The organism is Martinezella lusitana, from assembly GCF_010668395.1.
Lineage (GTDB): Bacteria > Pseudomonadota > Alphaproteobacteria > Rhizobiales > Rhizobiaceae > Rhizobium > Rhizobium lusitanum_A.
The window spans coordinates 1-25,432 of record NZ_WUEY01000041.1 but is presented as its reverse complement, the minus strand read 5'-3'; the positions used below and the strand labels follow the sequence as shown (position 1 = coordinate 25,432).

The 25,432-nt window shown below is 57.2% G+C and carries 25 protein-coding genes and 4 pseudogenes; 17 read left to right on the top strand and 12 right to left on the bottom strand.

Going from position 1 to position 25,432, the window contains the following annotated elements; genetic code table 11:
- On the top strand, positions 1 to 800 hold an 800-nt coding region (locus tag GR212_RS35545), incomplete at its 5' end, for an AMP-binding enzyme (RefSeq protein ID WP_163987351.1).
- Between the two features lie 17 nt (positions 801 to 817).
- A complete protein-coding gene (locus GR212_RS35540; RefSeq protein WP_163994598.1) occupies positions 818 to 1,399 on the top strand; it encodes an adenylate kinase in 582 nt (193 codons plus the stop codon).
- 213 nt (positions 1,400 to 1,612) lie between these two features.
- Here the strand turns inward: GR212_RS35540 and istB are convergent.
- Positions 1,613 to 2,266, bottom strand: a pseudogene (istB, locus tag GR212_RS35535) (IS21-like element helper ATPase IstB); the annotation flags it as partial.
- A 5-nt stretch (positions 2,267 to 2,271) separates the two neighbouring features.
- On the opposite strand from istB, the gene GR212_RS37440 reads away from it, so the two are divergent.
- On the top strand, positions 2,272 to 2,481 hold the full coding sequence (locus GR212_RS37440) for a hypothetical protein (RefSeq protein WP_348643598.1): 210 nt from the start codon (positions 2,272 to 2,274) through the stop codon (positions 2,479 to 2,481).
- Between the two features lie 117 nt (positions 2,482 to 2,598).
- On the opposite strand, the pseudogene GR212_RS35530 reads toward GR212_RS37440, so the two are convergent.
- Positions 2,599 to 3,366: pseudogene (locus GR212_RS35530) on the bottom strand (ChuX/HutX family heme-like substrate-binding protein); the annotation flags it as partial.
- 85 nt (positions 3,367 to 3,451) lie between these two features.
- Between GR212_RS35530 and GR212_RS35525 the strand changes: the two are divergent.
- A pseudogene (locus tag GR212_RS35525) lies at positions 3,452 to 4,590 on the top strand (IS3 family transposase).
- Positions 4,591 to 4,875: 285 nt separating this feature from the next.
- Here the strand turns inward: GR212_RS35525 and GR212_RS35520 are convergent.
- Positions 4,876 to 5,316, bottom strand: a complete 441-nt coding sequence (locus tag GR212_RS35520) for a pseudoazurin (protein ID WP_163994595.1) — start codon at positions 5,314 to 5,316, stop codon at positions 4,876 to 4,878.
- Positions 5,317 to 5,895: 579 nt separating this feature from the next.
- Here GR212_RS35520 and GR212_RS35515 point away from each other — a divergent pair.
- Both GR212_RS35515 and GR212_RS35510 read left to right on the top strand, forming a co-directional pair.
- Complete coding sequence (locus tag GR212_RS35515; RefSeq protein WP_204326907.1) at positions 5,896 to 7,083, top strand: MFS transporter; 1,188 nt, start codon at positions 5,896 to 5,898, stop codon at positions 7,081 to 7,083.
- Positions 7,084 to 7,308: 225 nt separating this feature from the next.
- Positions 7,309 to 8,055, top strand: a complete 747-nt coding sequence (locus GR212_RS35510) for an SDR family oxidoreductase (RefSeq protein WP_163994590.1) — start codon at positions 7,309 to 7,311, stop codon at positions 8,053 to 8,055.
- Between the two features lie 210 nt (positions 8,056 to 8,265).
- On the opposite strand, the gene GR212_RS35505 is transcribed toward GR212_RS35510, so the two are convergent.
- Positions 8,266 to 9,144, bottom strand: a complete 879-nt coding sequence (locus tag GR212_RS35505) for a LysR substrate-binding domain-containing protein (RefSeq protein ID WP_281411099.1) — start codon at positions 9,142 to 9,144, stop codon at positions 8,266 to 8,268.
- 160 nt (positions 9,145 to 9,304) lie between these two features.
- Here GR212_RS35505 and GR212_RS35500 point away from each other — a divergent pair, with 160 nt between their 5' ends.
- The 9 genes from GR212_RS35500 to GR212_RS35460 all read left to right on the top strand — a co-directional run bounded on the left by GR212_RS35500 (position 9,305) and on the right by GR212_RS35460 (position 17,944).
- Positions 9,305 to 9,949, top strand: a complete 645-nt coding sequence (locus GR212_RS35500; RefSeq protein ID WP_246726220.1) for a glutathione S-transferase family protein — start codon at positions 9,305 to 9,307, stop codon at positions 9,947 to 9,949.
- A 23-nt stretch (positions 9,950 to 9,972) separates the two neighbouring features.
- The gene (locus GR212_RS35495) at positions 9,973 to 10,509 is read left to right on the top strand and encodes a cupin domain-containing protein (protein WP_163994584.1); all 537 of its coding nucleotides are present in this window, start codon (positions 9,973 to 9,975) and stop codon (positions 10,507 to 10,509) included.
- Positions 10,510 to 10,555: 46 nt separating this feature from the next.
- On the top strand, positions 10,556 to 11,605 hold the full coding sequence (locus GR212_RS35490; protein ID WP_163994582.1) for an LLM class flavin-dependent oxidoreductase: 1,050 nt from the start codon (positions 10,556 to 10,558) through the stop codon (positions 11,603 to 11,605).
- 20 nt (positions 11,606 to 11,625) lie between these two features.
- Complete coding sequence (locus GR212_RS35485; protein WP_163994579.1) at positions 11,626 to 12,762, top strand: NADH:flavin oxidoreductase/NADH oxidase; 1,137 nt, start codon at positions 11,626 to 11,628, stop codon at positions 12,760 to 12,762.
- Positions 12,763 to 12,812: 50 nt separating this feature from the next.
- Positions 12,813 to 14,309: an ABC transporter substrate-binding protein gene (locus GR212_RS35480; RefSeq protein WP_163994577.1), complete on the top strand. Its 1,497-nt coding sequence runs from the start codon at positions 12,813 to 12,815 to the stop codon at positions 14,307 to 14,309.
- Positions 14,306 to 15,385, top strand: a complete 1,080-nt coding sequence (locus GR212_RS35475; protein ID WP_163994574.1) for an ABC transporter permease — start codon at positions 14,306 to 14,308, stop codon at positions 15,383 to 15,385. Before GR212_RS35480 ends, GR212_RS35475 begins: the two co-directional genes overlap by 4 nt.
- A 3-nt stretch (positions 15,386 to 15,388) precedes the next feature.
- A complete protein-coding gene (locus GR212_RS35470; protein WP_163994571.1) occupies positions 15,389 to 16,276 on the top strand; it encodes an ABC transporter permease in 888 nt (295 codons plus the stop codon).
- A complete protein-coding gene (locus GR212_RS35465; RefSeq protein ID WP_163994567.1) occupies positions 16,273 to 17,121 on the top strand; it encodes an ABC transporter ATP-binding protein in 849 nt (282 codons plus the stop codon). Before GR212_RS35470 ends, GR212_RS35465 begins: the two co-directional genes overlap by 4 nt.
- A 94-nt stretch (positions 17,122 to 17,215) precedes the next feature.
- Complete coding sequence (locus GR212_RS35460; protein WP_204326906.1) at positions 17,216 to 17,944, top strand: ABC transporter ATP-binding protein; 729 nt, start codon at positions 17,216 to 17,218, stop codon at positions 17,942 to 17,944.
- A 72-nt stretch (positions 17,945 to 18,016) separates the two neighbouring features.
- Here GR212_RS35460 and GR212_RS35455 read toward each other — a convergent pair whose 3' ends face one another.
- From GR212_RS35455 to GR212_RS35435, 5 genes are all read right to left on the bottom strand, one after another.
- Positions 18,017 to 18,628 carry an SCO family protein gene (locus tag GR212_RS35455; protein ID WP_163994561.1) on the bottom strand — a complete coding sequence of 204 codons (612 nt, stop codon included), beginning with the start codon at positions 18,626 to 18,628 and terminating at the stop codon, positions 18,017 to 18,019.
- A complete protein-coding gene (locus GR212_RS35450) occupies positions 18,625 to 19,572 on the bottom strand; it encodes a cytochrome c oxidase assembly protein (RefSeq protein ID WP_163994558.1) in 948 nt (315 codons plus the stop codon). The genes GR212_RS35455 and GR212_RS35450 overlap by 4 nt, the downstream gene beginning before the upstream one ends.
- Positions 19,560 to 19,916: a hypothetical protein gene (locus GR212_RS35445; RefSeq protein ID WP_163994555.1), complete on the bottom strand. Its 357-nt coding sequence runs from the start codon at positions 19,914 to 19,916 to the stop codon at positions 19,560 to 19,562. Before GR212_RS35445 ends, GR212_RS35450 begins: the two co-directional genes overlap by 13 nt.
- A 239-nt stretch (positions 19,917 to 20,155) precedes the next feature.
- Positions 20,156 to 20,587, bottom strand: a complete 432-nt coding sequence (locus GR212_RS35440) for a CopD family protein (RefSeq protein WP_163994552.1) — start codon at positions 20,585 to 20,587, stop codon at positions 20,156 to 20,158.
- Positions 20,588 to 20,596: 9 nt separating this feature from the next.
- The gene (locus GR212_RS35435; RefSeq protein ID WP_246726218.1) at positions 20,597 to 20,929 is read right to left on the bottom strand and encodes a DUF3817 domain-containing protein; all 333 of its coding nucleotides are present in this window, start codon (positions 20,927 to 20,929) and stop codon (positions 20,597 to 20,599) included.
- A 345-nt stretch (positions 20,930 to 21,274) separates the two neighbouring features.
- On the opposite strand from GR212_RS35435, the gene GR212_RS35430 reads away from it, so the two are divergent.
- Complete coding sequence (locus tag GR212_RS35430) at positions 21,275 to 22,282, top strand: GlxA family transcriptional regulator (RefSeq protein WP_163994549.1); 1,008 nt, start codon at positions 21,275 to 21,277, stop codon at positions 22,280 to 22,282.
- 120 nt (positions 22,283 to 22,402) lie between these two features.
- Here GR212_RS35430 and ybiB read toward each other — a convergent pair whose 3' ends face one another.
- Positions 22,403 to 23,335: a DNA-binding protein YbiB gene (gene ybiB, locus GR212_RS35425; RefSeq protein WP_163994601.1), complete on the bottom strand. Its 933-nt coding sequence runs from the start codon at positions 23,333 to 23,335 to the stop codon at positions 22,403 to 22,405.
- 385 nt (positions 23,336 to 23,720) lie between these two features.
- Between ybiB and rirA the strand changes: the two genes are divergently transcribed.
- On the top strand, positions 23,721 to 24,182 hold the full coding sequence (gene rirA, locus GR212_RS35420) for an iron-responsive transcriptional regulator RirA (protein WP_163994546.1): 462 nt from the start codon (positions 23,721 to 23,723) through the stop codon (positions 24,180 to 24,182).
- 35 nt (positions 24,183 to 24,217) lie between these two features.
- Here the strand turns inward: rirA and GR212_RS35415 are convergent.
- Both GR212_RS35415 and cyoD read right to left on the bottom strand, forming a co-directional pair.
- A pseudogene (locus tag GR212_RS35415) lies at positions 24,218 to 24,985 on the bottom strand (SURF1 family protein).
- A gap of 37 nt (positions 24,986 to 25,022) precedes the next feature.
- A complete protein-coding gene (gene cyoD / locus GR212_RS35410; protein ID WP_163994544.1) occupies positions 25,023 to 25,430 on the bottom strand; it encodes a cytochrome o ubiquinol oxidase subunit IV in 408 nt (135 codons plus the stop codon).
- Positions 25,431 to 25,432: the final 2 nt, after the last annotated feature.

The following is a 25,432-nucleotide window of genomic DNA, read 5'->3' as shown; positions in this document are numbered from 1 at the left end:
GCGAACCCATCAATCCGGAAGCCTGGGAATGGTACTACAAGGTGGTCGGCGACAGCCGCTGCCCGATCGTCGATACCTGGTGGCAGACGGAAACCGGCGGCCACATGATCACGCCGCTTCCCGGCGCAACCGATCTCAAGCCCGGCTCCGCCACCCTGCCCTTCTTCGGCGTGCAGCCGCAGCTGGTCGACAACGAGGGTAATCTGCTGGAAGGTGCCGCCGACGGCAATCTGGTGATCGCCGACAGCTGGCCCGGCCAGATGCGCACGGTCTATGGCGACCACGAGCGCTTCATCCAGACATACTTCTCCACCTACAAGGGCAAGTATTTCACCGGTGACGGCTGCCGCCGCGACGAGGACGGCTATTACTGGATCACTGGCCGCGTCGACGATGTGCTCAACGTTTCGGGCCATCGCTTGGGCACGGCGGAAGTGGAATCGGCGCTGGTGTCGCACAAACATGTGTCGGAAGCGGCCGTGGTCGGCTATCCGCACTCGATCAAGGGTCAGGGCATCTATTGCTACGTGACGCTGATGGTCGGCCTGGAAGGCTCGGATGCGCTGCGTCAGGAGCTGGTGAAGCATGTGCGGACCGAAATCGGCCCGATCGCCTCGCCGGACAAGATCCAGTTCACCCCCGGCCTGCCGAAAACCCGCTCGGGCAAGATCATGCGCCGCATCCTGCGCAAGATCGCCGAGGACGATTTCGGCGCGCTTGGCGATACCTCGACGCTCGCCGATCCGGCCGTGGTCGACGATCTGATCGCCAACCGGCAGAACAAGGCGGATGCGGCCTGAATTGTGAGGAGACTCGTTTGAGACTAGTTCTTTTGGGCCCGCCTGGCGCAGGCAAGGGTACACAGGCCGCAATTATTTCGGCCCGATATAACATACCGCACCTTTCAACTGGCGATATGCTCAGATCGGAAATACGAGCACAAACCACGCTCGGGAGGTCTATTGAACAAATCCTCAGTAATGGCGGTCTTGTGAATGATGAAATCATGATCGATGTCGTCGCCGCTCGGCTGAGCAGCCCGGACACGGCCGCCGGATTCGTTCTTGATGGGTTTCCGAGAACGCTTGGACAAGCCCTCGCTCTCGAGCGCATCCTCGCGGGACAGAGTCTAGACGCCGTAATCGAGCTGACGGTCAATGAGGATGAAATTATTAGGCGCATCGTTTCTCGCTCAATTGCGTCGCGCGCTGCCGGTCAACCTAGCCGGTCAGATGACAATCCTGAAACAGCGCGCCGAAGGCTTGCGGCTTACTTCGATGAAACTGCTCCGCTTTCCGATTACTATGCTGAAAAATCTCTCCTTGCGCGCGTCGATGGTCTTGCTCCCGTCGATACCGTCTCCGGTTCTATTGCAGCGAGTATTGAAGGCCTGCGATAGCTCGTCAGGCCTGCGCGGTTCGCGACCATCTTCAAGCAAACGGATAAAGGCGACGATCATTAATTTCTTCGCCGCGGAAAGGCTCTCTATGCCGATTCCGATGAAGCCGCCCCTTTGTTCCGAGATGATTGCGCCCCCGGATTCCGGGAGGACCTCGCCCCATATGACGGGATCTGCAGGCGTTGATTGTTGTCAGTTCGTGGGTGGACGAAGTCAAGCCTTACGTGGCAGATTTTGGCGCAAACTTTCACCGCTGAGATCGATGCGATGGGCGTTGTGAATCAATCAGTCGAGTATGGCATCGGCGTAGGTGGGGTTCCCAATGACGCCGTGCCAGGCAGATGCGGGAAGCTGGCTGGTGATGATCGTCGAACGGCGGCCGTAACGATCTTCGAGGATTTCGAGCAGATCATGACGGGCCTGCTCGTTGAGCGGTCCGAGACCCCAATCGTCGAGCATCAGGAGCTGAACATGACCAAGGGTTCTCTGCAGTCGGGCATAACGTCCGTCGCCACGCGCGAGCGCGAGTTGGGCGAACAGTCTTGGAACGCGCTGATAGAGGACCGAGCGGTCATCGCGGCAAGCCTTGTGTCCGAGGGCGCAAGCCAACCAACTTTTTCCAACCCCTGACGGCCCGCAGATGGCCAGATTGTCGTGCGCGTCGATCCAGTCGCCGCCGAGCAGCTTCATGAACAGCGCGCGATCGAGGCCGCGCTCGCTGCGATAATCGATGTCTTCCGGGGCTGCATGATGGCGAAGCTTGGCGAATCTGAGCCGTGCGGCAAGTTTGCGATCGTAGCGGGAACTCCATTCCCGCTCGAGCAACAGTCCGAGTATCGATTGCCACTGAGAACTGACCACGCGGGGATCAAATCACGCTCTTTGATGTCTACATTGCACTTGCCCGGCCGACGCTATTTGCGATCGGCATGCGGTCCGAAAATCCAGATTGTCAGGTCGAGCGCAACGTGAATGAAGCGATCAAGGACACAATGCTACAGGCCGAGGCGCTCTTCGTGGAACGCTTCCGATCGCTGACCTTGGACAAGTTGTCGCCGATATCCGACATATTGAGTGGATAGGTTTAACGGAAGCGAATGCAAGCGTAGACTAGCTACTCGCTGACCCAGTGCGTTACCGACATACTCCGGAAATGCTAGCGAAGAGCAAGCATAGGGTAGGCTTCATGCGGTTTAAGGCTATTGGCTTCCCCGTGGAGGTACGTAACAGCTGTATGTCAGAGCCACCCATCCGAAGCAAGCGGCGGCATTCTTCTGGCGTGGCAAGCGTTCGGCAATCTCACGCCATTCTGCACGTTCATCTACCCCTTCTTTGCGCTTGCCGAAAAACTGGATGACCATGTTACCAATCGCATCGTAGACCTCCACTGACGTGACGTGCCCTTCCTTGGTCGGTTTGCGAATGACCCAGGTTTCGCAGATATGGTCCTGGCGCAGGTGCAGATGGAAGGTCGGATCGGAAATGTTGATCCAGGACCCCGTCGCCTCGACGTTGAATACGGCGCCGGAATGGATCTGGATAATCCCGTCGTTTGCAACAAAACACCTGATTGGCAGGGCTGAGGCGGCGCAGGCACGCAGCATTTCGATGGTTGCAGCATTGTCGAGTTTCGACGCGTAGTCGTCGCCCACCGTGCGAATGGCCGCCTGGCGACTGATCTTGAGGCGTCGTAACATTCCGAAGAATTCATGTGTGTCCGCAAGCTTGGCCCAGCTGTCGCGCAACTCCTCCCTGGCGACGTCGACATGATCGTTCAATTCGCCGACAACGTGGGTTGGCACGAATTCCTGTGATTGGTCAGGCAACATCAGTTCGGCGACGATGCGCTGATAGGCGTAGACATTCGAGCCGGTTCGAAGATGGATCTTGTGAACCGCAGTCCCGCTCGCGTCAAAATACTGGAGACTGTAGCGTTCGGCACCAGGATCGCCTTTCGAAACGGCAAAGAGAGGTGGCTCGGGAAATCTGCACAGCGGGGATAAGTGGAATTTCTGCCTGACTTCGGCTTAGATGCCGGGAACAGGAGATACCATGACGAGACGTCCGCGCCGGAACCACAGCCCGGCTTTCAAGGCAAAGGTGGCGCTTGCCGCGATCAGAGGCGAGCAGACGCTGGTGGAATTGTCCCAGCAGTTCGACGTGCACGCCAATCAGATCAAGCAGTGGAAAGATCAACTCCTTGAGGGGGCGACCGGCGTATTCGGCGATGAAGCGAAGACGGAACCGGCGGGTCCGACCGTCGATGTGAAAACGCTACACGCTAAAATCGGCGAACTGACGCTGGAGAACGATTTTTTATCCGGAGCGCTCGGCAAGGCGGGATTGCTGAGCGGAAAGAAATGATCGACCGCTCACACAAACTTTCGGTCGCGCGTCAGGCGAAGCTTCTCGGCTTCAGCCGTGGCAGCGTCTACTATTCTCCACGTTCGGTATCGGACGGCGATCTTGCCCTGATGCGCCGGATCGACGAACTGCATCTCGACTACCCTTTTGCCGGAAGTCGGATGTTGTAAGGGCTTTTGAGAGGAGAAGGGCTGAAAACCGGGCGGCTTCATGTCGCCACGTTGATGAAGAAGATGGGCATTGAGGCGATCTATCGTCGCCCGAATACCTCCAAACCCGTGCCAGGGCATAAGATTTACCCTTATCTTCTGCGCAAGCTGGCGGTCACAAGGCCCAACCAGGTCTGGGCTATGGACATAAGCTACATTCCCATGGCTCGCGGCTTCGTTTATTTCTGCGCCGTCGTGGACTGGTTCAGCCGGAGGGTTTTGTCTTGGCGGCTGTCGATTACGATGGAGGCGGACTTCTGTATCGAAGCGGTCGAGGAGGCGCTGGCTCGCTATGGAAAGACAGAAATCTTCAATACGGACCGGGGATCGCAGTTCACCTCCATCGACTTCACCGCCGTTCTGAAGAAAGCTGAGATTGCCATCTCGATGGACGGCAAGGGCGCGTGGCGGGACAATGTCTTCGTCGAACGGCTTTGGCGCTCGATCAAATACGAGGAAGTCTACCTCCACGCCTACAAGACCGTGTCCGAGGCCCGCGCGGGGATCGGTCGCTATCTGAACTTTTACGATACTCGACGTCCACATTCATCTCTTGACCGGCAGACGCCGGATCAGGCCTACTTCAACGCGCTGGCACCGATGATGGTGGCGGCATAATCGAGGCGGAAATCCACTTAGCAGAACGCCCGAGACTGTTCAGACAAACCGAGCCACCTCTGTTGTCGGAGATTGACGGTCCGCAAATGAAGGCGACGTGTTTGGCAACACTAGGTCTTTCAGACGTGGCAGGTTTTTCGCCTCCTCCGCCTTCAATGACACAAGTCGCCTGTTTAGATGGTTTCCGTTATCAGGTCAGAGAACGCAAAGCGACAGGTCGCAGCGCCTCGCAAGCAAAAGCTTTCGCGATACGCCAGAGGAGCGAATTCAACCTGCTGGCGTTTGTCAGAAGCCGAGCGTTGCCAGAGCCGCATCGACCCGTTCTCTGGCTTTCTTCGGCAAATCCGCTTGCTTAATGATGTCGAGGTTGGATGGGGTGCTGCCGACGGCGACAACCGCGACCATTCCCATGCTGAAGTGTGGCGTGCACCTGAACACATAGGCCCCTGGCTGATTGAGTTTGACCACGATTTCCTCGTTGATCTTGCCCTGCGCACCGGCAAACCCATTCGGCACCAAGCCCGGTATCGAGCCGGCATTGTGACCTTTGTCGGCCGGCACGAACCTGATCGTGTCGCCGACGTTGGCCTTTACGGCGTTCGGCTCGAACACCATGAACTGACCGTCGCTTCCGCGGTTGAGCATCTTGACCTCGAATTCAGCGCCCAGAGCGGGGCCGGCGAAAAGCGAAACTGCGAGCATACCGCGGCTAATGATTATCAGCATCTTATAGATTCCTAGGCGACAGAATTTCAAAAAGAGGAGCATGCGCCGCGACGATGTCTTCGATGCTTCAGCCGACCGGCGCGGCGAGCTTTGTGCTGACCTTCAACTAGATTGGACCGTCAACGGCTGAAAGGACGCTGTTCCCTCGAAAAACGGCACGAAGCCACGCGATAACGAACCTGGTCGAGGCGTAGCGCCAATCGGTCCTTGCCGCCAAAGAGCAATGTCCCGGGCGATATCGAACGCCGATGGGCGGGATGCCCGTTTCGAACACGCGATCCTTTAAGGTAAGCACGAGCCAATTGCCGGTATTGCTGCCGACCGAACGAGCCGCAGCGCCCATGCTCATCACCATCGCCGATGAGACGATCTAGAGCGGTCGGTGAGCCCAACGAAAAGATAGAAAGAATGTCCAAAATCGAGGGAAATATGTCCTTTCTACTGTCGGCCTCGCAATGTAATGCCTCTCTGCAGGCATGCTAAACAACAACTCTTCGCTGAGCGCCATGCTCAGATCATGCAGGCACCTTTCCAATGTCATTTTTCCGCAGTTACACTTTGCCAAGTCAAAACACGATTGTGCTGGCCGCTGGACAGGCGCTCTTTACGGCTGCGGTGTCGGTCGATCTGACATTGACCGGCCTGACCGGTTATCAACTCGCACCTGACAAGGCGCTGGCGACGCTGCCCTTTGCGCTCATCTCGGCAGCAGGGGCAGTCGTCACCCTGCTTGCGTCCTATTTGATCGCGCGACTTGGACGCCGGATGGCCTTCATTGTTGGATCGGCTGCATGTGCAGTCGGAGGAGCTATTTCGGTCTGGGCGGTCCTGCATGCCGAGTTTTGGGTATTTTGTCTTGGCACGGCTGGAGTGGGTATTTTTCAGGCGTTCGCGGGCTACTATCGGCTTGCGGCAGCCGATGCTGTTGCACTGGAAGGCAAGGCCAAGGCGATCTCCTTCGTATTGGCCGGCGGCGTTGCGGCAGCTATCCTGGGGCCTCTCCTTGCCTCCTGGACCAAGGATATATTGCCTGCGATGTTTGCAGGATCATATCTGCTCGTCTGCGCCCTCGGCGTCCTGTCCGTGCTCCTGTTCGCCCTTGTCTTCAACGATCAGAGGCACACTTCTCATATGGAGCAATTCGAAGGGCACGCACGGCCGGTCGGCGTCGTCTTCATGCAGCCGATCTCCTGGGCGGCACTTGCAAACAACGTGATCGGCGGCGCCATCATGATGCTGCTAATGACAGCTGCCCCGCTTGCGGCTGTGGGCGCCGGCCATACAATCGATGATGGCGCGGGAATGATCCAATGGCATCTCATCGGCATGTACGCACCCTCGCTGTTTGCCGGTGCATTGATAAGACGATTTGGCTTGGCGCGAATCCTGATCGCCGGGATGGTGCTGACGGCAATCTGCCCGGCCATTGCGGTCAGCTCACTCCAGGTTCCGGCTTTCTACATCGCGCTGCTATCGCTCGGTGTGGGTTGGAATTTCATGTTCGTCGGCGGCACCACCCTTTTGGCGCGTTCTTATCTGCCGGTCGAGCGCGCGAAAATCCAAGGTATTGCCGAGATGCTGCGTGCGGCTGTGACGGCACTCACCTCCCTAGCTGCCGGCCCACTGCTCGAGTGGCTCGGTTGGAAGGAGCTCAATCTGATCTGCCTGCCCCTCGTCGTCGTCGCGGTCGCCATGACGGCATATTGGATCTTGGATGAGAGAAAAGCGCTTCGCGCCGGCAGCTCGCTGGCCGGGCAACGACCCTAGATTCACCCGCGAGACGACGGCGCACATCCTCTCGGATCTCCGGCATATTTCTCACCCTGACGGCATTCCTGCGTCAAACCGAGCCGTCGATCCATTTGAAGCAGGCCCGGTCTCGGCGACGACTTTTGAGAGCTCTATGTCCTCCTTTCGCTCGCCAGCCAGGTCCAAAAATAGAAACCGCCAGCCACGTTATCGTGGGCACCTGGCCTTCGGAAGGAATGCAGCATGAGACTTGCAAACAAGACGGCTTTGATCACCGGCGGCACCAGCGGCATCGGCTTGGCGACCGCAAAGCTATTCCTCACCGAAGGCGCGCGCGTTGCGGTCACCGGACGCAACGAGACGGTGTTCGGACAGATCATCGCGGAACTTGGCAACGAGGCATTGGTGCTCAAGGGCGACGTCCGATCAATCGACGACATGCGTGCGGTTGCCAGACAGGTGAAAGAACGGTTTGGCGGTCTGGACGTGGTCTTTGCGAATGCTGGCCACGCATTTCCGTCCCCCATCAACGACATCGACGACACGCTCTACGATGACATCATGGACATCAACGTCAAAGGGACTGTCGTCACCTTGCAGGCAGTGTTGCCGGACCTGCGAGAAGGAGCATCATTCATCATGAACACATCCTTCGTGGCCCAGACGGGCAAGCACGGTATCTCCCTGACAGCGGCTGCAAAGGCCTCGCTCCGTTCGCTCGCCAGAAGCTGGTCGTTCGAGTTTCTGGACAGGAAAATCCGGTTCAACGCTATCGCCCCGGGCGCGATCGACACACCTTTGACAAGCAAATGGGGCATGCGGCCGCAGGATCTCTTGAGCATGAAAAGCGAACTCGCCAAGTCCATACCCGTTGGCCGCTTGGGCACGGCCGAGGACATTGCCCATGCGGCGCTTTACCTCGCAAGCGATGAATCATCGTATGTCGTCGGAACCGAGCTCGTCGTGGACGGCGGTGCATCGCAGCTTTGAGGCGCGGAGGGCGGTTAACCAGACCAGCACCCAGACATCAGATACATAATTGCGTGCCGAGGGTTATAGCCGAGCGGGCTATGAATCGCGATTGCAACAGCGGTCGCAATTTCGGGCGCCCAACCGGCATAGCGGATCGGACTCATTTGTAGAGACCATATCAGGGATTTCATCGAGTGGCTTAGGCCTAGGGTGCTCGTGGCGAAACGCTCACGTCCGAAGCTCTGTGCCTATTTCCTCGTTGATTGTTTCCATTAAAATCGCAAAAAAGCGGCGGGCGCCGTCAGAAGGCGCACTGCTCATATACGCGCGCAGTCTGATGGAACCCAGTTTCTTCAATCCCTTGAAACCTGCGCCAGGTGCGGCGTGAAACAAGAGATCTTGAGGAACGCCAACTGGTGTTCTGACCGTGACGCCGAGACCTGCTGCAACAGCCGCCCATACACCAGCCAAGCTAGAGCTTGTGAAGGCTATGCGCCACGGGAGCCCTGCGGCTTCTAAAGTTTCCAATGCTCTTTGTCGAAACAGACAGGGGGCTCCCATCAACACGAGTGGAAGAGCCGTGTCGGGATTTGACGGCCGGTCTTTCGCGCCTATCCACGCTATCGGGAGATTTACAATATCGGTCCCGCCAGCAGTTTCGAGGGAATTTCCCTCGCTCCACACAATCGCGATATCCAACGCGTTCGAAGCAAGATCGTCGAGCAAATTGCGATTTCGGTCCACCCGAGCCTCAATAAGAACTTCTGGATGCGTCCTGGCAAAGCGGCCAAGCATCTTTGGCAGCCACGTCTCTGCCAAGTCCGGCGGAATGCCAAGCCTTATCTCACCGGAGACTTCCTGGTGATTTAGCGCGGCAACTGTTTCGTCGTTCAAGTCGAGAAGCCGTTGAGCATAGCGATACAGAACTTCTCCCTGGTTATTGAGGATAAGCGCGCGCCCGTTCTTTTCAAACAACTTGCTCCCGGTTTGTAACTCCAACCGTCGGAGCTGGAGACTCACCGTTGACTGAGATCTTCCAAGCCTGTCAGCGGCGTGTGAAAAATTTCCCAAGTTTACGCCCGTGACGAAAGTGCGCAAAAGACTCATATCCAAATCGATTTTTCGGAGCATAGAATTCTCACTTTTCGTCGGTGCGCGATGCGCTCGATCTATTGAATTTCCCAATGTCTAGGGCGCTAAATATCAATTTGTAGAGGCAACATCAATGTTATAGTACATTAAATCTATAGACATTAAATCGGCATCTATGATGAGCCTTGCGCGCCCCTACAAGCTTTTTATTTCTTCCACGTCGCCATTCGCCCGGAAGGTTCTAGTCGTTGCGGATGTTCTCGGCCTTAGCGACCAAATCAAACGCATTGACGCCGCCCCGCATCCGATAGAACGGGACATTAATGTGGTCCCTCACAATCCCCTTGGCAAAGTACCAACGCTGCTGACGGCCGAGGGCGGGGCTCTGTTCGACAGTCGGGTTATCACCGAGTATCTCGATTCCCGATCGCAGCGGACGAAGGTCTACCCGGCTGCCGGCGAACGTCGCTGGAGAGCACTCGCACTTCAAGCCCTCGGTGACGGTCTATTGGATGCTGCGCTTCTCGCTCGTTACGAGCAGACAGCCAGGCCCGAAGACCGACGTTGGACGCGTTGGTATGACCGTCAATTCGACAAGATCGTGTCTGCCTTGGACGCAGTAGAGCGGCAAACCTCCGGCCCCACTCAGGAAGCTGAGATCGGTGAAATCACCTTCGCGTGCGCGCTTGGATACCTCGATCTCCGGTTTCCTGATTTTCACTGGCGGTCAACGCAGCCTCGTCTCGCGGCTTGGTTTGAGAAGTTTAGCAAACACGCGTCTTTCGCCCGGGCCGCATCGCTGGCCGTCAAGGCGACCTGACTAGGCGTCAAATAGGTAAGATAATGAGCCATCAAGACCACGTCCATGATCATCCGCACGACAGCCATGACCATGTCCATCCGAATGAAGAACAGGATACTGGCGATCGCTGGAAGCACAATGGTGTCCGCGTCATCAAGGGCGACCGCCTCGACAGCAACACAGTCCAGACACCGGGGATGTTCAGGCAAGCAGCCATCAGCCATGCGCGCGTGGGCGCTCAAAAAATCTGGGCCGGGACCGTCACAATACAGCCTGACGCCAAGACTGGCGTTCATCACCACGGCGAACTTGAGAGCGTCATCTATATCGTCAGCGGCCGAGCCCGCATGCGCTGGGGCGATCGTCTAGAATACATCGCGGAGGCTGGGCCCGGCGACTTCATATTCGTCCCGCCATACGTGCCACACCAGGAGATCAACGCCGATCCGGACGAGCCGCTGCAGTGCGTGCTCGTACGGTCCGACAATGAAGCTGTAGTCGTCAATATCGCCGACGTCGAACCCGTCGAGAAACCGGATGCAGTCTATTGGGTCGATCCGATCCACAAGCATCCGTAGTCGTTTGGTCTCGCAGCCGTTGGTCAACGTAAACAAGAGTATCTTCATGAAATTTTCGCTCTTCATCGAGCCCAGGACGTCGCCGGACCCAAGGGGACATATCCGCAGGGCTATTGATATCGCCCGCGTTGCCGAAGCCACTGGCTATGACAAGTTATGGGTGGCGATCACCCACTTCCGTAGCCTTGGGTTCTCGGTATCGGGAGCTTTTCCCCTGCTAACTGCCATCAGCGAGGCGACAACGACTTTGAAGCTCGGAACCGCGGTCGTTCCGTTGACTTATGAAAACGCAATTCGCGTGGTCGAAGACGCCAGCTTCGTTGATCAAATCAGCGGTGGCAGGGTCGAGCTTGGTCTAGGAAAGGGCAACACCGGAAAACTCTCAAGCGGTGCCACCCTCTCCAGCGCCACCCATTTAGCCTTTGAAATAGATGAGAGTGAGCAGGAGCGGGTCTATCGACAGAAGCTCGCGCTTCTGAAGAACCTGATTGATCCACGCCAAACCATCTCTTCGCGGATCCTTGCATCGATCTATCCAAGAAGCGAAGGGCTTGCCGAACGCATTTGGAGGGCTTCCTCGCGGGAGACGGAAGTCGTGGATATCGCGTCAAATGGTGATGGTTTCCTCCTCTTCCGCTCTGGACGGGCCCATGCCAATAAGCAGGCACAGTCCGACCTAATCGATCTTTATCGCACCAATTTCTCTGCGACTTTGCCAAGACAAAAGGCACGGACCGGTCTGTCACGTTCGATCTTACCTGCCGAAAACGCCGTCGAAGCCTACACGAGTTTGATCGCGGATCGGGACTACAATCCTCAATACTACAGGGACTTCGAGCCTCTTCACGAGGAGTTCCAGAGCGCCTCCAAGGAGGAGTTCGCCCAAGCCTATTTCGATTTCATGGGCACGGCCCTTGGCACGCCGGCGGAGGTCGCAGCAGCGCTGGCGTCCGATCCGGCCGTACGCAATGCCGATGAGCTGCTCTTGAATATACCGCTGAGCCTGGAGAACCCCGCTTACGAAAACGCGGTTCGCCTCTTCATAGCGGATGTCGCGCCAGCACTTGCCCTCGAATTTCGTCAAGCCGCGGCGTAATGGTCGCAAGGATAACTTCAATGTCAAAACCTGCCGTGAAATCATTCGACGGACCGCTGGTCCTCAGCAAATTGAAAATTCGTGACCTTGAGATTCCGAACCGCCTTTGGGTGGCTCCGATGGGACAGCATTCCGCCTCGCTGAGGGATGGAAAGCCAACCGACTGGCAACTTGTTCATCTCGGTCAATACGCGCTTGGTGGCGCGGGCCTCATCCTCACAGAGTCGGTTGCGGTTAGCGAAGTCGGCAAGCTCAATCTTCATGGCTCGGGCATTTGGAGTGATGAACAGGCTGAGGGTTGGAGACGCATTACGAGCTTCATTCATGAGCAGAAGTCGCGCATCGGAATCCAACTCGTTCATGGGGGCCGTAAGTCTGGCACATATCCATCTTGGGGAGAGGAATTCCAGAACCGCCACGGCAGATCTGCCAGCAGAGACGACGGCGGTTGGCAGACGGTCGCTCCCTCAGCAATCCCTTACCCAGGATTGGACGGCCCTCGCGCGCTGACGGCGGAAGAGATACGCGATATACCACGCCAATTCGCGGAGGGCGCGCGGCGCGCGGTTCAGGTCGGTTTCGATGTTGTTGAGATCCATGCGGCACATGGGTTCCTGCTTCATCAATTTTTGTCGCCGCTCAGCAATCACCGCACTGATGAGTACGGCGGCTCGCTTGAAAAACGTGTTCGCCTCCTGGACGAGGTGATTGTGGCGGTCCGTAAGGCGGTCGGCCCAAGGGTGCCGATATTTGTCCGTCTTTCTGCCACGGACTGGGCGCCGGACGGCTGGGATGAGGCATCGACACTCTGGGCCGTGCAAAGCGGCGCGGAGGCCGGAGCAGATCTTTTCGACATTTCCACCGGCGGCAACGTTCCGGCAGTCGACAACATCCCTGTCTATCCGGGATATCAGGTGCAGTTTTCCAAGCGCCTGCGCGAGCAGGCTGATGTTCTTACGGCCACTGTTGGCGTCATCGTCGATGGCCTGCAGGCAGAACAGATCTTGCGCAGCGACGCGGCGGATGCGGTGTTCGTTGGCAGACAATTCCTTCGCAACGCCTATTTCGCACGTCACGCAGCGGAGCAACTACGGGCGATCGATAACATCTTCATCCCGCCTCAGTATGGGCTCGCTTACCGGCAGGAGCGCTGGTAGCGTCGCCAGTTTTCAGGCAGGTCCACATCAAAATTCAAGGACTAAACAGCATGTTGGTTCACAAGATAAACTTCAAACACGCAGCGCTTGTGGCGGCGTTGTCGATTACCGCATTCACGCCCGCAATCGCCGAGACCGAACAGGTCACCGTTAAGTGGCAGCAACTGTTGCCCGCATTCTGGGACCCAGTCCGCTCCACATGCGGCTGTGATATCGAAAAGACATCGCTTGTCTACGATTCCTTGACGCGACCGGACAACACGGGCAAGGCGGTTCCGTCGCTCGCAACCGGCTGGAAATATAACGCCGATGGGACGGAGGTGACATTCACGCTGCGACAGGGCGTCAAGTTCAGCGACGGCACTTCCCTTGACGCCGCAGCCGTCGTCAAACATTTCGAGCGGACAAAAAACGCCTCCTATTCCACGCTTGCATCACAACTCGCGACCGTCAAATCGGTGACCGCGGACGGGGCCGACAAGGTCGTTTTTCATCTCAACCGGACCGATTACTCTATCCCGAGCCTGATATCCGCACGCGTCGGACTTATCGAGAGTCCAACCGCAGACCCGGAAAGCCTCTCGACCAGGCCTGTCGGATCAGGGCCTTACATTTTGACGCAAAACGTGGCCGGCTCGCGCGTTGTCCTCAAGAAGAACCCTGATTATTGGGACGCAAACAGCTACAAGATTACCGATTTTGTTATCAGTGCGCCGGGGAACAATGCGACGGTCGTTTCCTCCCTTGCTTCGGGGGCGATCGATGTCGCTGAAATCGGTGCGGATCAGATCGATGCAGCCAAGGCCGCCGGTCTGGAAGTTCAGGTCATTCCGACACAGAATCAACAGTTCTATAATGTCAACGTCCGCAATGGTGTACTGAAGGATCCAAAAGTTCTTGAGGCCGTCCGTATCGGCATAGATCGACAGGCCTACGTCGATTCCGTACTTGGCGGCGGCGGTGAACCAAATGTCCAGCCCTTCCCCAAAGGCTATGTCGGCTACGATCCCGGTCTCGAAAAGCAGTGGCCATACGATCCGGAAAAAGCAAAAGCATTGCTAGCCGAGGCTGGCTACAAGCCAGGCGACCTATCGATGGTCATCAGCTCGAAGGCAACGATCCCCGGCGCTGCAGAATTTCTTCAGGGCAGCCTCAAGACCATCGGCATCAACTCGACGATCAAGACTGTTGTCAATTGGCAGCAGGAAACGTATCTGCGCCAAAACCATGAGATTATCGGAGACGGCCATGTCGGCCGCGAGTCGCCGATCCTCCTTTTAGACGCTCTTTACGGGAAAAATGGCCTATTGAACGGCAGTCGCGCAGCGACACCCGAGTTCGAGGTCGCGCTGGATGCTGTACGGTCAACACCCGAAGATGCGCCAAGTTACCCGGAAGTCCTGCAGAAGGCCACGCGTATCGGGACGCTATCCGGCTCCGACATCATTGTCGTTTCGAAGCCCCGTATCATTGCGCGGAACGCTGATCTCACTCCGCTTCCTGCTAGCCTCTTCACCTACCGCTGGGAACAGGTTGGTCGAAAATGACAGAAGGACGCAGAGTACCCGGCACTGGCGTCGAAAGCCTTGACGTTTCTTCTGGCGAGGCCGACACGGTGTCGGCTTCGTTTGCGGCCCAACGACGCTGGTCAATTGCGTTTTTGCGAGTTGGTCGCGGTTTGGTCGCCCTGCTTCGCGAAACCGCAGGGATTGTTTTTGTCTTCATCCTCGCGACCATTGCGACTTTCGCTCTAGGGGCGCTCAGCGACCTTGGTCCGGCAGCCACCGTTCTTGGCGATTCCGCGAGCCCCGAAGCGGTGGCGAACTTGAATAGGGAATTTGGCCTCGATCGACCGCTTATCATCCAATATCTCCATTGGATAGGATCGATGTTGGGCGGGGACCTCGGGCGCTCTTGGTTTCACAACGAGGACGTCGCGACGCTGATCGGCCAGAGGCTTGAGGTCACATTATCTGTCGCGGCTGTCGCGCTAACGATCGGCATCGTCCTTGGCGTAACACTTGGCATCGTGGCGGGATTGAAACAAGGTACGGCAGTGGATCGCGGGATCACCTTTTTCGCGTCTATCATCTCGGCGCTGCCGCCGTTTGTTTTTGCGATATTTCTTATTCTTATTGTCTGTGTGTGGCTGCGTCTGTTGCCCTCGGCCGGTTACGCACCACTGGAGGACGACTTTTGGTCCTGGCTGGCGCGCATCATCCTGCCGGGCATCGCCCTCAGCCTTGAGGTAATCGCCGACGTCGCCCGGCAGCTGCGATCCGGACTGGTTTCGGTCATGCACGAAAAATATGTGACTGCGGCGATCGTGCGCGGTTATTCGATGCGACGGATCGTGCTCGTTCACGTCTTACGCAATGCGGCCTCACCGGCACTTTCGACGTTTGCCCTGCGAGCGCCGGGCGTGCTTGGCGGTGCAGTGATAACCGAAAGTATATTCAACATGGTGGGTTATGCCGGTTTGACGACGGAGGCAGCGCTCGGCGGGGACGTCCCCATCGTCCTCGGCACCCTGGCAGTCGGCGTCGTGATCGTGCTCGCGTTCAGCCTTCTCATCAATTTTTTGATTATCGGCCTTGAGCCCGCCGGACGGCGCCGGGATTAGTTTATGGAAGTCTTACGGTCGATCTGGTCAATCAGGGTGGGCAGAATCTCATTGATCGTGCTGGCGCTTGTCGTTTTGCTCGCAATATTCGGGTCACTGCTGACGCCACACGATCCTTTTGCGCAAAACGCCGCTAACCGGCTCAAAGGCGTGTCCTGGCTGCATCCCTTCGGAACGGACTATCTAGGGCGGGATTTGCTCAGCCGACTTTTAGCCGGATCAGGACTTTCGGTTGTCGCTGCATTCGAGGCTCTGGGGTTTGCTCTCGTCATCGGCGTTGTCCCTGGATTGCTTTCGCTTTATCTCGGCCGCCCGTTTGAATGGATTTCGATGAGGATCATGGAAGCCCTCGTGGCGCTACCGTTCATCGTGTTTGCAGTCTCCATGGCGGCTCTGCTTGGTAATGGCCTTCATCAGGCCATGCTCGCGGTAGGAATCCTCATGTCGCCGGCATTTTTTCGCGTTACGAGGGCGGCGGGGCAGGTCTCTGTCAATTCCCAGTATGTCGCCGCCTCACGACTCATGGGATCGAGTACGTCATGGATTCTCAGGCACCATGTATGGCCGAAGGTGCTTCCGCCTGTTGCGATCACCGCAGCAGCAGCAATCGGCAACGGACTCGTCGTTATCTCATCGCTAACCTTTCTCGGAATTGGGGTTGCTCCGCCGACCCCAAGCTGGGGCGGTATACTGTCCGACCAAGTCGGTTATCTTTACCAGCAACCATTTGCAATCTTCCCGCCGGCCTTCTTGATTATCGCGACTGTTGGTGCCGCGCACGGTCTTGCTGACGCGTTACGGGATGCCACGAATCCTTCGCCGCGCCGGGCTGCATTTAGGGGTGGCGGAGCCAAACAAGTAGCGGCGGCGAATTTGGAGAGGGTCCAATGACCATAAGAAGTCTTGCCGGCATCGGAAAAGAGCCGCCGCTATTGAAGCTCGAGAACCTGAGCCTCAATGACGACAATGGCCGGTCGATCGTCACCTCCGTCTCCCTTAATGTCGCAGCTGGCCAGACGATCGGCATCGTCGGAGAATCCGGCAGCGGGAAATCCATGTTGTGCAAGTCGATCCTCGGCATTCTTCCCGGCGGAGTCTCGATCACCTCTGGCAGCATTCATTTCAACGGGACTGATTTGAGCCGCCTCAGTTTTTCGGCTTGGCGCCAGATCAGAGGACCCCGGATCGCGGCAATTTTTCAAGACCCCGCCTCCTATCTCAATCCGTCGATACCAGTGGGCAGACAGGTCGCTGAAGTCTTTTTCGCACACCGACGGGCAAGCAGGAAAGCCTCTCGGCTAAACGCGTTGAAACTGCTCGAAGCCGTCTCGCTGCGCGATCCTGAACTTGTCTACAACCGTTACTCTTTCGAATTGTCAGGGGGAATGCTTCAAAGGATCGCGATAGCCGCAGCCGTCGCGATTGAACCGGAGCTGTTGATCGCGGATGAAGCAACAACAGCGCTTGATGTCACAGTTCAGGCGGACATTCTCGACCTCCTTTTTCAACTTCGCACCACGCTCAATCTGGCCGTGATATTTGTTTCCCACGATCTTGCCGTTATTGCCCAGGTCAGCGACCACATCATCGTAATGCGAAATGGACAGATCGTCGAGCAGGGGCATCCCGAACGAGTGTTGCTGCAGCCAGAGCACCCATACACGAGAGGCCTTGTCGACAGTCATCATCGTTTCGGCATAGAGCAATTCGTGCGTCAAAGGCGCGTCAATGCATAACGCCACACTCCCTAGACCAACTCTCGAGATCAACGACGTAAGTGTCAGCCTTGGTCGCGGCAGAAATCGTAGAACTATCATCCACAACGTTTCCATGCACATCACCGCAGGCGAGGTCGTTGGCATTATCGGCGAATCCGGCTCGGGTAAAACCACCCTGGCCCGAACAATCGTTGGAGCCATTGAAGCGCGCGGCGGCGCGATTTTGCTGGATGGCCAGACGATACCCGCGAAGGGCCTCGACCAACAACGGTTTCGCCGAAAAGGGGAACTTCAATACGTATTTCAAGACCCTCTCTTGAGCCTCAATCCCGATCGCACAATTTTTTGGTCGATCGGCGAACCCCTCGTGTCTGTCAACATCCCCAGTCACGATGAAGTGCGGCATGCGATGACGCTCGCGCGATTGGACCCCGGCCTCGCGGACAGGAGGCCGGGTGAGATTTCCGGCGGCCAACGTCAGAGAGCGCTGATAGCACGGGCGCTGGTCACCCGACCTCGGTTTATTATTGCAGACGAGCCTGTGAGCGCGCTCGACGCGAGTATCCGCGTGGAAATCCTTGACCTTCTAAGGTCGCTTGCTGTCGAGCAGCACGTTGGGGTCGGTTTTATCTCGCATGACATCGGCTCAGTAGCAGGGATAGCTGACCGGATTATCGTGTTGTATCGAGGGCGGGTAGTTGAAGCCGGACGAACCGATCAGATTATCCTAAACCCTCAACATCCGTACACGAAGCTTCTCATCGGATCCACGCCGTCGCTCTTCAGCCGCGGGCTATCGATCAATGAGCGCATTGCCCTGAAGGCGCTAATCATCGACTGATGACTAGCGGAAGAAGCAGATTATCAATCGAACATTTTAGGGCGATCTGATCGGCGCGACGAGGTTAAATCGCTAACCGAGATCATCACCTTGTGCAAGCAGCTCAAGGTCGTGATCAAAATCCTCGTCGCTTGTGCCATAGGGCGCGAGCAAGCGAAGGCGGCCGTCGCGGTCAAAAAGGAAGACGGTTGCGGTGTGGTCGACTGTATAATCATCCGCCGATGTCCCCGGGTTGACCGTATAGGCAACCCGGTATCGCCGCGCCAAGGCGGCCAGTTCGTTTTCTGACGCGCTCAGGCCAGTCACGTTCGGCGCGAAAGACTCAACATACTGTTTCAACACCGCTTGCGTGTCTCGCTTGAGATCCACGGAGACGAAAAGAACATTCACCTCGTCTTTTAGAGCCGTCTGCTTATCCATGACCGAGGTGAGAGTGAGCAAGGTTGTCGGACAAATCTCCGGACAGAAGGTGTAGCCGAAAAACAGCACGACCAGTTTGCCACGATAATTCTGCGCACTCACGGGTCTTCCAGTCCTGACGTCGATCATTTGAAAATCGAGATCAGGATACATCCGATCAACATCGACCAGGCGCCACTTGAAATTGCCTTTGCAGCCGCTCACTACAGCACCGATTACGAGCGCGCAGAATGAGCGGCGGCTCCAGAGTGGCGTTTCCGTCATTGGAGACCCCTGTTGGCCAGAACCTCGGATTCTTCGTTCAGCCGCATGAAATTTAACACCAGCAATGCGCCGATGATGCTCATCATCGTGCTGGGAATCCATAGAATCATGCCAGCATAAGTCTGATCTTGCAGCCCGCTTATGGGCAGTATGCGACCGCAGATATTATAGACTGGGTAAATGTCTCGCCCTGCGAATACCACGCACGCACCCAACAATATTTGTGGAAACATTACGACTATGACTGCTATGAACCTAGTGCCGTAAGAGATCCGTGCGACAGGCTTTGGCCGTGGATCGAGAATGAGTGACCAGAACAAAATTCCGTCGATCGTAACACTCCAATTCATGGCAGTGTAGAGCGTTGGATCGAGCATGGCCCAGAAGTGGATCGATGGGATCGGCCAGATATAAATCAAGGCGACGAAAAGAAACGATGCCAAGATCGGCTGCTGCAGGGCACCCATTATCCTGACAAGCGCCCTGTGCTGCAATTTCTTGCGCACCCCGGCCGGCAAGCCTTCCCAGATCGCCTCGTCAGGATTGCTGAGCGCGATCAAGAAGGGACCGGTGTGATGGAGAAAAAGGTGCTGAAGCCGATGGATGAAGAACATGTGCTGTGCCGCATAGTCCAGCCACGTCTGCATCGATGCGTAAATCAAGCCGACTCCGATTAAGAAAGCTGCCTTGCGCCAGCCATTCGCGCCTGTGGCAACGGGCAACCTTCGAAGCCCGCGAAGATAGAGTACGATGCCAATGGCGCGGCTCAGGAAAACGCCCCAAGAAAATTCGTAGGGCATCCAGAGCGGCAATGAGCCTGGATAGCGTTCCACCAGGATCGCCTCGAGCGCTCCGGCAAGCAGTATCAATCCGACGAGTTTGAGATCCCCATCAACGCGTGGCGTCCTGGACGCATCCGACGCCCTGGCAGTTATTGCAGCCATGCTCGAACCGTCGGAAGCACAATCCCAATCGCAATCGTGAGGCTCAGAAACATCAGCGCCACTCCCGCCATCATGAGCGCCTGGAACTTCATGCGTGCGGGAAGAGAAGGGTCGGCGTGGCGATCGAACAAGGCAGTCGACTGGTGGTCGTCCATCCGACCAGCGATCTCTTCGGAGAGGCTTTCGAGCACCTTCTCATCGCCTTTTTCTGACACCAAAATGGAACGCCTCGTCTTTCCGTATTTTGCATTTGTGGGGATCCCGGCCCGTCGTGGCGCAGGTCGCCTTAGCAGCGACGGTCCAAGGACAGGAATATCGATGCCGGAAAAACCGGTAAACGACATTCTCCCCTCAAATCCGGACATCTCCGGAGAAACGGCTTGCCTTGCCATGCTCTGGAGACAAAGCAGACATCGGCCATTTTCACATCAAACACGCGGGAACAAGAACGTCAGCGTCTGCCTTAGCCTGGCCCGCCGTTCCGAGAGAGGGTTGCGCAATCGGGTAGCTGATATCTCGATCTTTCAATGTCGCGAGCACACCCATGGCTTGCAGCGTAAATAGAAGATGGTGGCGCTAGCGATCAGAACGGCTTGAGAACGACGAGTACGACGACGGCAACCACGATACCGATGATGCCCGCTGCCGCATACCGGATGGTAGCGACACCGTACGGTTGTTGCCCGAGGGCGAGGCGCCTGAGACCACCCGAAAGCACGCCATGAAGCGCGGATAGCACCAACACGAGCGCGATTTTTACGCTGAGCCACGGCTGAGAAAACCATTGGCCCGTCACGGCCAGTGCCAGTCCGAAGGCCCAGACCGTGAGCATTGCAGGTGTCGTGATACTTCGGTCCCAACGCCGGATCTGCGCGAAGAAGGCGACTCGGCCCGTATCGGTCTGGCACTGCGCGACCGCGCTGAAGGCGGTCGTCGTCACCGCGACGATTAACATGCCGCCGATCCATGTGATCACTGCTGCAATATGGATGGCTTTTAGCCAGAGATAGTCCATCAGATTTCCCTAGATTGAAGATTGTCGCGTCGCCTGGCGTTGTGCCAGCATGCGATCGTTGAAAAAGCCCCCGAAAGGGACGAAGGCGGCGACGATCATTCTCGCGATCTCTAGACCACGAAAATCGCCCCCGGAGACCGTCTGGATAAGAGTCCATGCATAAAAGACAAACGCAACTCCGTGGACCGGCCCCATGATTGCCACGGCCACCGAAAATCCAAGAAGGTGCTTCAAGGGCACCGCAATGAAAAGTAGGGTTACGAGGGTAGTTCCCTCGATCACGGACGCCATCCGCATCCTGCGAACTTGTGCGAATTCCTCGTCAGTATCCACAGATGTCATCAGCCACCATCCTGTCTGAGTGTCCGAAACGACCAGCACGAGTCTCGGTCGTCAGTAGCAGCGACCGAAGCCTACAGAGCCGATATCGCCATGCTCCCTCGTTGCAACCCGGCAGGCTTGCCCGCCGCAAAATTACGCGTCAGGCCACGGCCATCGCTGGAGAGATCAGAGCTATCGACCAGATGGTCAATCATCCCACTCTCTCTACACCACGCCGCCCTGCGGAAAAATGACGCACTTCCCTCATTTTTGGCCGCGCACGGGTGCGAAAATGAGAAACAGATGCTAGAGATCGAGGCCAATCACCAAGGCATCTGAACCGTCCCTAGCTTAGAAGGATCCGACATGAACATGCTTGCCAAGATCGAAGACGAAACCGCGATCATCACGCGCGATGTCGCTTTTGTGGTCTACCCGCAATTTCAAATCCAGGATCTGAGCGGGCCGCTGGCGGCATTCGAATGCGCCGGCAGACAGGATGGCTGCGGCCCATACAGGCTCCACATCGTCTCGCGGGACGGGGGCCCTGTCGTCAGTTCGTCGGGGTTGTCGGTTATGACCAAAGCCATCCGGTCGGAGCCCTACGATACGATCCTCTTTACGGGAGGAGACGTGCTGACCAATCCCGCCGAACTTGGCTTTGCGATCGACGGCACCTTTCATAAAAGCCTGCGCACAGCTAGGCGCGTTGCCAGCGTCTGCACGGGTGCCTTTCTCCTGGCTGCCGCTGGCGTGTTGAACGGGCGCCGCGCCACAACCCATTGGAAATATGTTGGCCAGTTGCAGCGCACCTTCCCGCGGATCAAGGTCGATGGAGATCGCATTTTTACAAAAGACGGCGACATCTGGACATCGGCAGGTGTCACGGCGGGTGTCGATCTTAGTCTGGCGATGATTGAAGAGGACCTTGGTGCGGAGGTGTCAAAAGCGGTCGCGCAGATGCTGGTCGTCTATCACCGGCGCCCGGGCGGACAATCGCAATTTTCGGCAATGCTCGATATGGAACCGGCGTCCGATCGTATCAGGACTGTGCTCACCTATATTCGCGAGCATCTGACGGAGACGCTCTCGACCGAACGCCTTGCCGACGTCGCTCATCTCAGCCCGCGGCAGTTCGGACGTTCATTTTTGGCCGAAACCGGTGAGACGCCGGCCAAGGCCGTGGAACGTCTGCGCGCTGAGGTGGCGCGTGCGCGCGTCGAGCGCGGCGTGGAGCCGATCGAGGTGATTGCTCGCCATGTCGGCTTTACCGATCCAGAAAGAATGAGGCGGGCCTTCGTGCGTATCTACGGACATCCGCCGCAAAGCCTGCGTCGCATGGCGGCAGAGCCGGTTTCAGGCGACCCGATCTGATGCCGTGAGGCCTGGTACGATTGAAATGGATGCCATCGTGATATCTGCTTTCGAGGTGGGCGATCAGATCGGCCCCAGGGCCTTTCAAGCAAACTTGGGGCCTGTTCGCACGCGACTGTCTCAGGTGGCTCGCTGGTGGGTGCCCATCATGGCACGGAGCGTGTCTTCTATGTGCGCGACCTGCCTTGCGATCGGCTCAGGCACCTGTCTGCGGCGCTCCATGACGTCGGTTATATAGTCGGCTGTAGCCTCTGCAGAGACCTCGTTCGGCCAGTCCGGCGCGACCGCCAGGAGTGATTTTTCGGCTTCTTGCAGCTGCGTTTGATCCCCTCCAACAAATACGTCGATCTGTTGGATCTTCCTAGCGTCTGCAACGGATTCGCCTTCGATGCCGCGCAGCAGCATCGCATCGGCACCGATCAATCGATAGGTCTCGGCCATGATGTCTGCATAAGCCGAATGCGTATAGCTGCCGATGACAAGCGCTCTGCCTGCCACGGGATTTAAGATTTTTACCAGGCTGTGGGCTGAGTTTCTCAGTCCGACGGTCTTGCGCACGTTCAGGAGCTTGGAAAGTTTCGGCGCAAAGACATCGATCGGAAGGAAATTGACACCGTCGGACACGTCGTCCACGTGGCGGCGATGGGGAAGTCCAAGCGCAGAAAAGGTTTCCGCAACGGTCGTTCGTCCGGGATCGTGATCCAACCCGTGCGCGATGACACGAATGCCCTTGTCGGCAAGCAGCAGTCCAAGCAGCGCCGTCAGGACGGGAAGCTTCCTTGCGCCGTTGTAACTTGGCAGGATGACTGTTGCCTGTCCGGAGGTCGCAGGCGCAACAACCGACTGCCTCAGCCGCGCGGCATCGTTAAAGCCGGCCATCTCCTCGGGCGTCTCTCCCTTTATGCGCATGGCGAGGCAAAACGCGCCGATCTCCAGGTCGGTCACGTCGCCGTCGAGGATTTTTGCAAACAGGTCTTCCGCCTGCTCACGCGCAAGGGATCTGGCCCCGCGCGCGCCGCGGCCAATCGTTTTGAGATAGTGACTAATACTCATGATATCCACGTTTGACGAAGGGCGCGTGCGAATATCGCAGCCGCTTTGCTCGAGTTTGATGCATTGCCGGATTTGCGCAGATCCAAGACCCCTATCAGGTCAAGGGCCGAAGTCGCCTTTTAATGAGGTTTCGACGTCAGACCCTTGCAAATACGCGGCGGCACCGTTTTGCCGTGTGATCGCCATGTCGCAAAAGACATTTTTCCCTCAGAACTCGCCACTGGAGAGGGGTCAATCCTATCCTCGCGCCATAAGTATCTGTTTTAATTGATAGAGTTTACGATCACTCGCGCCGGCGGCGGAAATTCCGGCCGACCGCGCGCGATTGTTGGGACAGCGTAAAACTCGTATATCGAGCCGCGATCCTATGATGTGGAGGTCTTTCATGAGGCTTACGAAACAAACAAATTACGCAGTTCGCGTTTTGATGTATTGCGCCGCAAACAATGGACGGCTGAGCCATGTTCCGGAGATCGCCAAGGCTTACGGTATCTCGGAGCTCTTCCTCTTCAAGGTGCTCAAGCCACTCACCAATGCCGGGCTTGTCCAAACGGTGCGCGGTCGAAACGGCGGCATCCGACTGGGGCGCGCCGCTGAGAACATCAACCTCTTCGATGTTGTCAGCGTGACCGAGGATGGATTCCTGATGGCGGAGTGCTTCGAACACAGCGAACCATCGGACTGTCCGCTGATCGGTGGGTGCAGCCTGAACTCAGCGCTGACAAAGGCTCTGGGATCGTTCTTTTCCGTGTTGCGCCAGCATTCGATCCATGACCTGATCGTTTCGCGGGCTGACCTCGGTTTCCTGCTCGGCATCGATACACGTGCTCTGCGCGTACAACACTAGCACGTCCCCGACCGGATAATGGACGCGTCGCAGTGCTACGGGATCGCCAAGCGACCGTCGTCGTGGCGTGCTTTTGCCGTCCGCACCATTATGACCAGCAGTCCAGCCGCCATCAACGCGAGGACAAACCAGGTGATGGCGTAGACCAGGTGGTTGTTGGGAAAATCGACGACCGTCAGTCCGCCGACGGGTCATCCTTCCGGATTTGGCGTATCATCGGCATCGACGAAGAATGGCGCGGCATTTTCAACACCGTTCTTTTGGGCAATCGCCGCGACGTCACGAGAATACCAGCGACCGGTACCGGGATCGTTTGAGCGCAGCAGCGAACCTTTGGGCTCGCTCAAGCGGATCAATCCGGTGATGGTTGCGGCGCCCACAATCTGGCCGGCCTGGCGGGCCAGCGGGTTCTTCTTGTCGAGCGGCACGAAACCGCGATTGACGATGATCGCAGTGTCGTCGGCAAGTCGCAGCGGCGTCATCACCCAGTAGCCGGGCCCGAGCGCCGTCGAGGCGTAGACGAGGCTCTCGCGGTCATTCTCGAACAGGCCGCTCATCGTCACGCGCCGATATTCGTCGCCCTCGGCGCTGACCGTTTTCCATTGAGCCCGAGCCGGCGGCGCAACCGGCGCGGCATGAACCCGCGCATCGACGCGGGCGATGAGCGCATGTTTCCAGGCTAACCTCTCGACTTGCCAGACGCCGAGGCAGACCAGGATGGCCGTCAGGAACGACAGGGTGACACATGCAATAATGCGGGAGGGCGAAAGGCGCCTTTGCGTTTTCACGACCTTTTCCTTCATAGAAACACGTTTCGCCCTTGGAAGATCCCTCGGTCCTCTACGGTGTGTTCTTCATCATCGCTGGGGTCATGGTCGGCATCATATTGGTATTCAGGTGATACATGACCCAAAGGGAACCGGCGAGCGCGATGGCGATGATGACGATGGTGAAGATCAACGCCATCATCGTCCAGCCGCCCTCGGACTTCGAGTTCATATGAAGGAAATAGATCATGTGCACGACGATCTGGATCGCGCCGAAGATCATGACGATCGCCCCGGTGACGGCCGGATCGGAGAAGACCTTGCCCATGACCAGCCAGAAGGGAATGGCGGTCAGGATGACGGAGAGGACGAACCCCGTCATGTAGCTCTTGAAGGTGCCGTGTGCAGCCTCGTGGCCGCCATGGTGGTCATGGCCGTGGGCTTCGGCGGAAGGATGCGAATGACTTGAGTTCGAGCTCATCC

What these genes read in the sequence shown, in the direction of transcription:
- GR212_RS35485 (WP_163994579.1), top strand. Translation starts at nt 11,626, where the DNA reads ATGTCAAAACCTGCCGTGAAATCATTCGACGGACCGCTGGTCCTCAGC.
- GR212_RS35475 (WP_163994574.1), top strand. Translation starts at nt 14,306, where the DNA reads ATGACAGAAGGACGCAGAGTACCCGGCACTGGCGTCGAAAGCCTTGAC.
- GR212_RS35510 (WP_163994590.1), top strand. Translation starts at nt 7,309, where the DNA reads ATGAGACTTGCAAACAAGACGGCTTTGATCACCGGCGGCACCAGCGGC.
- GR212_RS35470 (WP_163994571.1), top strand. Translation starts at nt 15,389, where the DNA reads ATGGAAGTCTTACGGTCGATCTGGTCAATCAGGGTGGGCAGAATCTCA.
- GR212_RS35455 (WP_163994561.1), bottom strand. Translation starts at nt 18,628, where the DNA reads ATGACGGAAACGCCACTCTGGAGCCGCCGCTCATTCTGCGCGCTCGTA.
- GR212_RS35460 (WP_204326906.1), top strand. Translation starts at nt 17,216, where the DNA reads ATGCACATCACCGCAGGCGAGGTCGTTGGCATTATCGGCGAATCCGGC.
- GR212_RS35480 (WP_163994577.1), top strand. Translation starts at nt 12,813, where the DNA reads ATGTTGGTTCACAAGATAAACTTCAAACACGCAGCGCTTGTGGCGGCG.
- ybiB (WP_163994601.1), bottom strand. Translation starts at nt 23,335, where the DNA reads ATGAGTATTAGTCACTATCTCAAAACGATTGGCCGCGGCGCGCGCGGG.
- GR212_RS35430 (WP_163994549.1), top strand. Translation starts at nt 21,275, where the DNA reads ATGAACATGCTTGCCAAGATCGAAGACGAAACCGCGATCATCACGCGC.
- GR212_RS35465 (WP_163994567.1), top strand. Translation starts at nt 16,273, where the DNA reads ATGACCATAAGAAGTCTTGCCGGCATCGGAAAAGAGCCGCCGCTATTG.
- rirA (WP_163994546.1), top strand. Translation starts at nt 23,721, where the DNA reads ATGAGGCTTACGAAACAAACAAATTACGCAGTTCGCGTTTTGATGTAT.
- GR212_RS35500 (WP_246726220.1), top strand. Translation starts at nt 9,305, where the DNA reads ATGATGAGCCTTGCGCGCCCCTACAAGCTTTTTATTTCTTCCACGTCG.
- GR212_RS35520 (WP_163994595.1), bottom strand. Translation starts at nt 5,316, where the DNA reads ATGCTGATAATCATTAGCCGCGGTATGCTCGCAGTTTCGCTTTTCGCC.
- GR212_RS35435 (WP_246726218.1), bottom strand. Translation starts at nt 20,929, where the DNA reads ATGACATCTGTGGATACTGACGAGGAATTCGCACAAGTTCGCAGGATG.
- cyoD (WP_163994544.1), bottom strand. Translation starts at nt 25,430, where the DNA reads ATGAGCTCGAACTCAAGTCATTCGCATCCTTCCGCCGAAGCCCACGGC.
- GR212_RS35490 (WP_163994582.1), top strand. Translation starts at nt 10,556, where the DNA reads ATGAAATTTTCGCTCTTCATCGAGCCCAGGACGTCGCCGGACCCAAGG.
- GR212_RS35505 (WP_281411099.1), bottom strand. Translation starts at nt 9,144, where the DNA reads ATGAGTCTTTTGCGCACTTTCGTCACGGGCGTAAACTTGGGAAATTTT.
- GR212_RS35445 (WP_163994555.1), bottom strand. Translation starts at nt 19,916, where the DNA reads ATGTCGTTTACCGGTTTTTCCGGCATCGATATTCCTGTCCTTGGACCG.
- GR212_RS35440 (WP_163994552.1), bottom strand. Translation starts at nt 20,587, where the DNA reads ATGGACTATCTCTGGCTAAAAGCCATCCATATTGCAGCAGTGATCACA.
- GR212_RS35495 (WP_163994584.1), top strand. Translation starts at nt 9,973, where the DNA reads ATGAGCCATCAAGACCACGTCCATGATCATCCGCACGACAGCCATGAC.
- GR212_RS35450 (WP_163994558.1), bottom strand. Translation starts at nt 19,572, where the DNA reads ATGGCTGCAATAACTGCCAGGGCGTCGGATGCGTCCAGGACGCCACGC.